Origin of the sequence: Sphingomonas sp., from assembly GCF_035555815.1 — a bacterium.
Classification (GTDB): domain Bacteria; phylum Pseudomonadota; class Alphaproteobacteria; order Sphingomonadales; family Sphingomonadaceae; genus Sphingomonas.
Map to the genome: position 1 here is coordinate 1 of NZ_DATMGG010000069.1, position 8,953 is coordinate 8,953.

Annotated in this window: 8 protein-coding genes, 1 tRNA gene and 1 pseudogene; 6 read left to right on the forward strand and 4 right to left on the reverse strand. The window is 68.9% G+C overall.

The window, feature by feature from the left end:
• The 3 genes and pseudogenes from VNR91_RS03805 to VNR91_RS03815 all read left to right on the forward strand — a co-directional run.
• Positions 1 to 319 (forward strand): annotated as a pseudogene (locus VNR91_RS03805) (cyclic pyranopterin phosphate synthase); the annotation flags it as partial.
• Positions 320 to 324: 5 nt separating this feature from the next.
• Positions 325 to 1,089 carry an NAD kinase gene (locus VNR91_RS03810; RefSeq protein ID WP_325489461.1) on the forward strand — a complete coding sequence of 255 codons (765 nt, stop codon included), beginning with the start codon at positions 325 to 327 and terminating at the stop codon, positions 1,087 to 1,089.
• 68 nt (positions 1,090 to 1,157) lie between these two features.
• Positions 1,158 to 1,232 (forward strand) — tRNA-Asn (locus VNR91_RS03815).
• An 84-nt stretch (positions 1,233 to 1,316) separates the two neighbouring features.
• Here the strand turns inward: VNR91_RS03815 and VNR91_RS03820 are convergent.
• From VNR91_RS03820 to VNR91_RS03835, 4 genes are read right to left on the reverse strand one after another with little or no spacing between them, the layout of a single operon-like run.
• Positions 1,317 to 2,843 carry a Ppx/GppA family phosphatase gene (locus VNR91_RS03820; RefSeq protein ID WP_414712371.1) on the reverse strand — a complete coding sequence of 509 codons (1,527 nt, stop codon included), beginning with the start codon at positions 2,841 to 2,843 and terminating at the stop codon, positions 1,317 to 1,319.
• A complete protein-coding gene (locus tag VNR91_RS03825; RefSeq protein WP_325489462.1) occupies positions 2,843 to 5,032 on the reverse strand; it encodes an RNA degradosome polyphosphate kinase in 2,190 nt (729 codons plus the stop codon). The genes VNR91_RS03820 and VNR91_RS03825 overlap by 1 nt, the downstream gene beginning before the upstream one ends.
• On the reverse strand, positions 5,029 to 5,673 hold the full coding sequence (locus VNR91_RS03830; RefSeq protein WP_325489463.1) for a chromosomal replication initiator DnaA: 645 nt from the start codon (positions 5,671 to 5,673) through the stop codon (positions 5,029 to 5,031). The genes VNR91_RS03825 and VNR91_RS03830 overlap by 4 nt, the downstream gene beginning before the upstream one ends.
• Entirely contained in the window at positions 5,670 to 6,920 is a 1,251-nt protein-coding gene (locus tag VNR91_RS03835; RefSeq protein ID WP_325489464.1) for a heavy-metal-associated domain-containing protein, read from the reverse strand. Before VNR91_RS03835 ends, VNR91_RS03830 begins: the two co-directional genes overlap by 4 nt.
• 62 nt (positions 6,921 to 6,982) lie before the next feature.
• Here VNR91_RS03835 and purM point away from each other — a divergent pair, with 62 nt between their 5' ends.
• The 3 genes from purM to VNR91_RS03850 form a co-directional block, all read left to right on the forward strand.
• Positions 6,983 to 8,068: a phosphoribosylformylglycinamidine cyclo-ligase gene (gene purM / locus VNR91_RS03840; protein ID WP_325489465.1), complete on the forward strand. Its 1,086-nt coding sequence runs from the start codon at positions 6,983 to 6,985 to the stop codon at positions 8,066 to 8,068.
• 36 nt (positions 8,069 to 8,104) lie between these two features.
• Positions 8,105 to 8,668 (forward strand): phosphoribosylglycinamide formyltransferase, encoded by a 564-nt coding sequence (gene purN / locus VNR91_RS03845; RefSeq protein WP_325489466.1) that lies wholly within the window; start codon positions 8,105 to 8,107, stop codon positions 8,666 to 8,668.
• Positions 8,658 to 8,953 (forward strand): MmcQ/YjbR family DNA-binding protein (locus VNR91_RS03850; RefSeq protein ID WP_325489467.1); only part of this gene is annotated, 296 nt, incomplete at its 3' end. The genes purN and VNR91_RS03850, both read left to right, overlap by 11 nt.

Consider the following 8,953-nt stretch of genomic DNA (forward strand, 5'->3'; position numbering starts at 1 on the left):
CGACCTTCACCGCACGGGCGGCCCGGCGCGGTACTGGCGCACGCCATGGGGCACGCGGCTGGGCCTGATTTCACCGCTCACGGCCAATTTCTGCGACGGATGCAACCGCGTCCGCCTGACCACGGAGGGTAAGCTGTACATGTGCCTGGGCCATGATGATCAGGTCGATCTGCGCGCTGCGCTGCGCGAGGGCGGCACCGCGGCGCTGGATGCGGCGATCGATGCCGCGCTGGTCGCCAAGCCGGCGCGCCACGCCTTTGCCATCGCCCCCGGCGCGGCACCGGCGGTCGCGCGCCACATGAACGTAACCGGCGGCTGATCGCGATGCAGCGCGCGCTCCTCGCCTCCCCCACGCCCCCCGCGCAGGCCGCCGCCGCCGACCTCGATCGCGCCTATGACTGGGTGCCGTTCGAACAGGCCGACATGGTCATCGCGCTGGGCGGCGACGGCTTCATGCTCCAGGTGCTCCACCAGATGCTGGAGGCGCACCGCAGCGTGCCGGTGTTCGGAATGAACCTGGGCACGGTCGGCTTCCTGATGAACGAATGGCGGATCGACGACCTCGACCGTCGGCTGGCGCGGGCCAAGCCGTTCAAGGTCTCGCCGCTGACGATGACGACCGAGACGATCGACGGAGAGATCCACGAGTTGCCCGCGATCAATGAAGTGTCGCTGCTGCGCGAAACCCGCCAGACCGCCCGGCTGGAAGTGACCGTCAACGACCGGATCGTGCTGCCCGAACTGGTCTGCGACGGCATCCTCGCCGCGACGCCGGCGGGATCGACCGCCTACAACCTGTCGGCCAACGGCCCGATCCTGCCGCTGGGATCGGCGCTGATCGCGCTCACCCCGATCAGCGCGTTCCGCCCACGGCGCTGGCGCGGCGCGATCCTGCCCGAACGCGCGCGAATCGGCATCCGCGTGCTCGAGGCGGACAAGCGCCCGGTCAGCGCGGTCGCCGATCAGCGCGAGGTGCGCGACGTCGCCAATGTCACCATCGCCATCGATCCGCTGCGCGACCTCACCTTGATGTTCGACCCCGAACACGCGCTGGACGACCGCATCACGATGGAGCAATTCATCGCGTGACGCCCCGGTTGCGCGCGACGGGGTTGCAAAGCCGGATTCGGCTGCTATTAGCGCGCCTCCGATCGTGTTCCCCGGTAGCTCAGCGGTAGAGCAATCGACTGTTAATCGATCGGTCGCCTGTTCGAATCAGGCCCGGGGAGCCATTTCCGCCAATCAGGCGTGACCACCAAAGGTCGGATTGCTGTAACACCCCGAAACCGATGGTCGCTCAGTGGTTGCCGCGCGGCTCAGCCGACCAGCTTCAGCCCCTCCGCCAGGCTGAACGCGCCCGCCAGCGCCTTGTGCCGCCGCTCGACCGCTTCGCCGTAGAGGCCCGCATCGGCGGCGGGGGCGATCAGGTGCAGTTCGCCCGCATCGATCGCCAGCCGGGTGCGCTCGAGCGGCGCGGCGATGCCGCCCGACAGGCGCTGGCCCAGCCGTATCGCCAGTCCCCAGCGCGCCGCCAGCGCCAGTTCGTCGTGCGGGGCCAGCCGGCCGACCGGGTCGGGCGATTCGGTGCCGCCGCCCAGGCAGGTGAACAGCGCCTGCGCGATCATCCCCCGGCCCCGCGCGTCGATTCCGACCCAGTTGCCGTGCAGCGCGATATCGACGCCGCGTTCCGCCCGGAACTCGGGGTTGGCGCGCCAGCCGACATCGGCGAGCAGGCAGGCGGCATGGCGCAGCCGGGCGAGATCGGCCCCCTCGGCCGCGAACAGCGGCGCGATCCAGGCGTCGAGCAGGTCGCCATGCTCGGCGAAGCGGCCGATCCGCTGCCCCTCGTCCCGCGCGGCGGAGATCAGCGGATCCTCGCGCCGCGCCGTTTGGGACAGCCGCGTGAACAGCAACCCCTCACGCAGCCCGAACGACGACGCGATGGTGACGGTGCTATCGAGCTGGTGGAGCAACGTGACGAGCAGCGCGGCGGCATCGTTCAGCGTCGGCAGGCGCGCGCTCGACAGGTTGGTGATCGCCTTCAACTTGCTGCGATCGATATGCGCCAGCGTCCGTGTCAGGCGCGACAGTTCGTCGGCGGTCATCGAATAGCCGTGGATCACCGGCAGCGGATAGCCGGTCAAATGCATGTCGAGCCGCGCCAGCGCCCGCCACGACCCGCCGACCAGATAGAAGGGCAAGTCCTTCCCCCGCCCCTGCCAGCCGGCATCGCGCACCAGTTTGGCGACGCGGCGTTCCATCGCCCCCTTGCCCTTGGCGCGGATCGCGGCGAGGCGCAGCACGCCGAGCGGGAAGGAGATGCGGTCGGTGATCGCCCCGGCGACGATGCGCACCAGTTCCAGGCTGCCGCCGCCCAGATCGCCGACGATCCCGTCGGCCTCGGGAAAGGCGGACAGCACCCCCATGCCGGAGGCGAACGCCTCATCCTCACCCGAAAGCAATTCGACGTCGAGGCCCAGCGCGACCGCCTCCGCCAGCAACTCTCCCCCGTTGCTGGCGTCACGGACCGCGGCGGTGGCGACGGTGCGCAGCTCGGTCACCCGCATCTCGCGCGCCAGCCACGCGAAGCGGGCGAGCGCGGAGCGCGCGGCCGCCATCGCCTGTGCGTCGATCGCGCCCGTGTCGGGCAGCGCGCGGCCCAGCCCGGCCATCACCTTTTCGTTGAACAGCACCGCCGGCAGGCGCTGCGGCCCTTCATAGACGACCAGCCGGATCGAGTTCGATCCGATGTCGATGATGCCGGTCCGGGCGGGGTGATCGTACCCCGGCACGGCCGACTCCGGCTTGCCGGCGCGCATCCGACGCAACAACGGGAGCGCCATCAGACGTCGACCGGCGGCTCCGCCGGGCGCTCGGGATGCGAGCGCCGGCGGCGGAGCGACAGCTTGGGCACCGCGTCGCTCGATTCGAGCGCGGCGCCGCGGCCGGACAGCGACGGATTGGTCATGAAATAACGGTGAAGGTTGAACGGCCGCGCATGGCCGTGATGCAGCCGGACATAGCGGCCATCGGGCTTCAGCTCCCAGCTTTGTTCATTGTCGATCAGGTTGGCGACCATCACCTGGTCCAGGATCTGGTCATGGACCGTCGGGTTGAGGATCGGCAGCATGAATTCGACCCGGCGGTCGAAATTGCGCGGCATCCAGTCGGCGGAGGAGATGTAGACCTTGGCGCCGTCGTTGGGCAGCGCCTTGCCATTCCCGAACGCCCAGATGCGGCTGTGTTCCAGGAACCGCCCGACCACGGAACGGACGCGGATATTCTCCGACAGGCCGGGGATGCCGGGACGCAGGCAGCAGATGCCCCGAATGATCAGGTCGATCTCGACCCCGGCGTTGCTCGCCTCATAGAGCTTCTCGATCGTCGCGGGATCGACCAGCGAGTTCATCTTCGCCCAGATCGCCGCCGGCTGGCCGGCGCGGGCGTTGGCGCTTTCCTCGTCGATCAGCGCCATCAGCCGGTTGCGCAGGTCGCGCGGCGAATTGGACAGCAGCTCCAGATGGGTCGGCTCGACATAGCCGGTGACGTAGTTGAAGATCGCCGCCGCATCGCGCCCGATCCGCGCGTCGGCGGTGAAGAAGCTGATGTCGGTATAGATGCGCGCGGTGATCGGGTGATAATTGCCGGTGCCGAAATGGCAGTAGGTGCGGAATTCATTGCCCTCGCGCCGCACGACCATCGAGATCTTGGCGTGGGTCTTCCAGTCGATGAAGCCATAGACCACCTGCACGCCGGCACGTTCCAGCGCGGACGCCCACAACAGGTTCTGCTCCTCGTCGAACCGGGCCTTCAGTTCGACCACGGCGGTCACCGACTTACCCGCCTCCGCCGCGGCGATCAGCGCGTTGATGACGGCGGACTGCTTGCCGGCGCGGTACAGCGTCTGCTTGATCGCGACCACGTCGGGGTCCGACGCCGCCTGGCGCAGAAAGGACAGCACCACGTCGAACGTCTCGTACGGGTGGTGGACGACGATATCCTTGGCCTTGATCGCGGCGAAGCAATCGCCGCCATATTCGCGGATGCGTTCGGGGAAGCGGGCGCTGAACGGCGGGAACTTCAGGTCGGGGCGATCCTCATCGACCAGCATCGACAGGTCGCCGATCCCCAGGAATCCGCCGTTCTCGGTCAGGATCGCCTCGCTGCCGCCCAGTTCCTCCTTGAGCACGACCTCCAGATCGGGGCCGATGCCCGATTCCATCTCCAGCCGGATCACCCGGCCGCGCCGCCGCCGCTTGATCGCGCTGCGGAAGTAGAGAACCAGATCCTCCGCTTCCTCCTCCAGCTCGATGTCGCTGTCGCGCAGGATGCGGAACGCCGCGGCGCCCTTGACCTGATAGCCGGGGAAAAGCTGGGCGGAGAACCGCTTGAGCAGCGTCTCCACGGTGACGTAGCGCGCCTTTTCGCCGGGCAGGCGGACGAAACGCGGCGTCGCGGCGGGCAGCAGCACCAGTTCGCGGATCGGCTCGCCGTCGGAAATGCGGACCAGGTCGAAGATCACGCTCGATCCCTTGTTGGGGATGAACGGAAACGGGTGCGCCGGGTCGAGCGCCTGCGGGGTCAGGATCGGAAACACCTGCTCGCGGAAATGCTTTTCCAGCCACTGTCCGGTGTCGCCGTCGATCTCGTGCGCGTCGAGTACGTCGATGCCGGCGGCCGCCAGCTCGCGCAGCAGCTGGCGCAACGTCGCCTGCTGCCCGTCGACCAGCGCGTCGGCCTCCGCCACGATCGCGGCGAGCTGCTGCCCCGGCGTCAGCCCGTCGGCCGATCGCTGATCGACCTCCTGCAACTGCTGGCCCTTCAGCCCGGCGACGCGGACCATGAAGAATTCGTCGAGGTTCGATCCCGAAATCGACAGGAATCGCAGCCGCTCCAACAGCGGATGCGCCGGGTTCGACGCCTCCTCCAGCACCCGCCGGTTGAAGGCGAGCCACGACAGCTCCCGGTTGAAATAGCGCGAACCGGCCTCGACCGGCGGGTAATCGGGGGCAGTGGCGTCGGCGTCAGTCACAAAAGCTCCGGCGGCTGAGAGCGCAGTCTTTCGGATATAAGTCCGGATTGTGACAAGACGGCGCGCGCCATCGGGATCGACAGTTTGCGGGTACGCCGGGCATCGGCCGCCTCCTCGATCAGCTCGACCGTGCGCAGCACCGCCAGGTGGCTGCGCTCGACGCGCTTGACCAGCCACGCGATCAGATCCGGCCGCGCATCCAGATCACGGCGGTCGAACAGATAGCGCAACAATTCGGGGACGAGTTGATCGTCGGGCCGATCCAGCCGCAGCACCGGCGTCGCCGCCAGCCGCGACCGCAGGTCAGGCAGGCGCACCGCCCATTCGGGCGGCGGAGCGTCGGCGACGATCAGCAGCGGGCGCCGCGCCGACTGCGCCCGGTTCCAGGCGTGGAACATCTCGGTCTCGCTGGTGCGCTCGGCGTCATCGATCATCACGCCGCCGGTCTTGGCGACGAACATCCGCGCCAGCAGGCTGCGGCCGGACTTGCGCGGGCCGACCAGCAGCGCCGCCATCACCGGCCACGCCCCCCAATGCTCGATCGCCTGGATCGCCCGCGCGTTGGATTCGCTGACCAGAAACTCGTCCTCGCGGTGAACCGCGGGCTTGGGAAGCGGCAGGTCGAACTGGTCCGCGGTCATCCGCCCGCGGGACTTGGCGTGGGGGACGGTGCCGGCGCGGGCGGCGGGCCGCCGCGCCGGATGCGCAACGTGCTGCCGCTGACCTGGACGGACCATCCCCGGCTTTCGAGCGAGGTGCGCAGCACCGCGACGTCGCCGTCATAGGCGACGCGCATCACCGACACGCCGCCCAGCGCCAGGCTGGTCGTGGTCGCCGAACGCACGCCGGGCACGCCGCGGATCGCCGATTCGCCGGCGGTGACCGACGCGGCGGAGGGCGTGTCGAACTGGATCGCGATCGATGTCGATCCGATCACGTCGTTGCCCGATTCGATCGGCCCTTCTGTCGGCGTCGCCTCGGGCGTGGGCGTGGCAACCGGCGTCGGCGGGGGCCTCAGCAGCGAATCGGTATGCAGCAACCCGCCCTGCAACGCATCCTGATAGGCCCGGTCGAGCCGCGCGACCCCGGCATCGAGCAGCGCGGGCAGCGCATCGCCGCTTTCGACGCGCAGGGTAAAGCTGGTCAGCAGCCGGCGGTCGGGGCCGTGATAGGCGAAGAAGGCGGCCTGGATCGGGCCGTCGGGCCACAGCCGGTTGAGCCGCACCTCCGGCATCAGCACGTCGTTGGCACCATATTGGTTCAGGATCGTGCGCCACCATCCGCGCCCGCGCCGCTCGGTCTGGCCGACGTTGAGCAGCAACGGGTCCGGGCCGGTGCCGACCGGGCGGACATAGTCGATCAGGCTGTTGCCGGTGCGATAGCGTGCCCAGGCCTGCTGCCACGGCGTGGTGCGTTCGAACACCTGCCCCGCCCCGCCCGTCCACATCACCGGGATCACCAGCATCGGCGCGGATCGGCTGAACTGGGTCGAGACGCCCAGGATCGATCCGGCGCGCGCGCGATCGAACAGCACGCCCAGCTTCGCGATATAGCGAGTCGGGCCGATCTGTTCGTTCTCGACGACGATGCCGGTGACGATCGAATCGAGCGTGCCATCGGGCAACTGGCTGGTGCCGCCCGCCAGCCGCTGGGACAGCATCGCCCAGCCCTTGCGCTGCGCCAGCTTCCATCCGTTGACCCGTGCGGTATCGGCGTCCTTAGCCGCGACGTCGACGCTGATGCCGCCGACCTCGAAATCGCCCGAGCTGTCGATCGGCGCCGCACCGCGATCGCCGCCCTCGATCTGGGCGTACAGCATCGCTCCGCCACCAAGCAGCGCCGCCGCAAGGATCAGTCCGGGCGTACGGATGGGGAAACGCGCTGCCATTACGGCGCCCTTTTGGCGAAGCGGGCGTGGAAATCCAAGCGGCTTGTCGGTAGGCGGGGCGGATGACGAGCTATACCTATGCCGATGCGGGCGTTTCGATCGCCGCCGGGAATGCGCTGGTGCGGGCGATCGCGCCGCTGGCCAAAGCGACGCGACGCGCGGGGGCCGACGCCGATCTGGGCGGATTCGGCGGCGTGTTCGACCTGAAGGCGGCGGGCTTCACCGATCCGCTGCTGGTCGCCGCCAACGACGGCGTCGGCACGAAGCTCAAGCTGGCGATCGAGCATGACGCGCATGACGGGGTCGGCATCGACCTCGTGGCGATGTGCGCCAACGATCTGATCGTCCAGGGCGCCGAGCCGTTGTTTTTCCTCGACTATTACGCCAGCGGAAAGCTCGATTCCGCCGTCGCCGAACGGGTGATCGCGGGGATCGCGGAGGGGTGCCGACAGGCCGGTTGCGCGCTGATCGGCGGTGAGACTGCCGAAATGCCGGGCATGTATGCCGACGGCGACTATGACCTCGCCGGCTTCTGCGTCGGCGCGGTCGAGCGCGATGCGCTGCTGACCGGCGACCGGGTCGCGGCGGGCGACGTCATCCTTGGCCTCGCGTCCTCGGGCGTCCATTCCAACGGCTTCTCGCTGGTCCGCCGACTCGCCGCCGACAAGGGGTGGAAGCTGAACCGCCCCGCCCCGTTCGATCACGACGTGCGCCTGATCGATGCGCTGATGGCGCCGACCCGCATCTATGTCGCCGGCCTGCTGCCGCTGCTGCGCGCGAAACGCCTGCACGGACTCGCCCATATCACCGGCGGCGGATTGCTGGAGAATATCCCGCGCGTGCTGCCCGCCGGCTGCCACGCCCGCATCGATGCCGACGCGTGGGAGCAGCCGCGGCTGATGGCGTTCCTTCAGGCGCAGGGCGCGATCGAGCCGGAGGAGATGGCGCGGACCTTCAACTGCGGGATCGGCATGGCGGTGGTGGTGCCCGCCGCCGAAGCCGATGCGATTCGCGCCGCGATCGAAGCCACCGGCGAAACGGTCGCGGTGATCGGCACGGTCGAGGCGGGCGAGCGCGGCTGCACAGTCGCCGGATCGGCGGAGACATGGAGCGCGCGCGCGCCGTGGAGCGCGACACACCATGGCTGACCATCGCGGGTTTCCCCGCAAACCGGCGCACATCGGATGAAGGCGCGCGTAGGCGTCCTGATTTCCGGGCGCGGATCGAACATGATGGCGCTTGCGCAGGCAGCACGCGATCCCGCCTGCCCCTATGCGATTGCGCTGGTCGCGTCCGACAAGGCCGACGCACCGGGCCTCGGCTGGGCGCACGAACAGGGCCTCGCCACCTTCGCCGCCCCGCCGGGCAAGGCCGCGCGTGAAGCAGCCATCGATGCGGCGCTGCGCGGCGCCGGAGTCGGGACGATAGCGCTCGCCGGCTATATGCGGCTGCTGTCCGACGACTTCGTCGCGCGATGGCGCGGAAAGATCATCAACATCCACCCTTCGCTGCTGCCGTTATACAAGGGGCTCGACACCCATGCCCGCGCGATCGCCGCCGGGGATGCCGAGGCGGGCTGTTCGGTCCATGTCGTCACCGAGGAACTGGACGGTGGCGCGGTGCTGGGTCAGGCGCGCCTGCCGATCCTGCCCGGCGACACCCCGGAAACGCTGGCGGAACGAGTCCTGGCGCAGGAGCATTTGCTCTATCCCCAAGTGCTGGCGGAGTTCGTGGAACATGAGCCCTGATCCCGAATCCGATTGCGCGCGATTGCGTGCGATCGCCTTCACCTTCCCCGAGACGGCGGAAAAGCTGTCGCACGGTTCACCGGCCTTCTTCATCGAAGGGGGCAAGGTATTCGCCTATTTCTGGCACGATCATCACGGCGACGGACTGACGGCGGTGATCGTCAAGACCAGCGGGCGCGAGGAACAGACGATGCTGGTCGATCGCGATCCGGGCTTCTATTCGATTCCCCCCTATCTCGGCCCGTCGGGCTGGATCGCGATGCGCGTCGGAGAGGGCGATCCGGA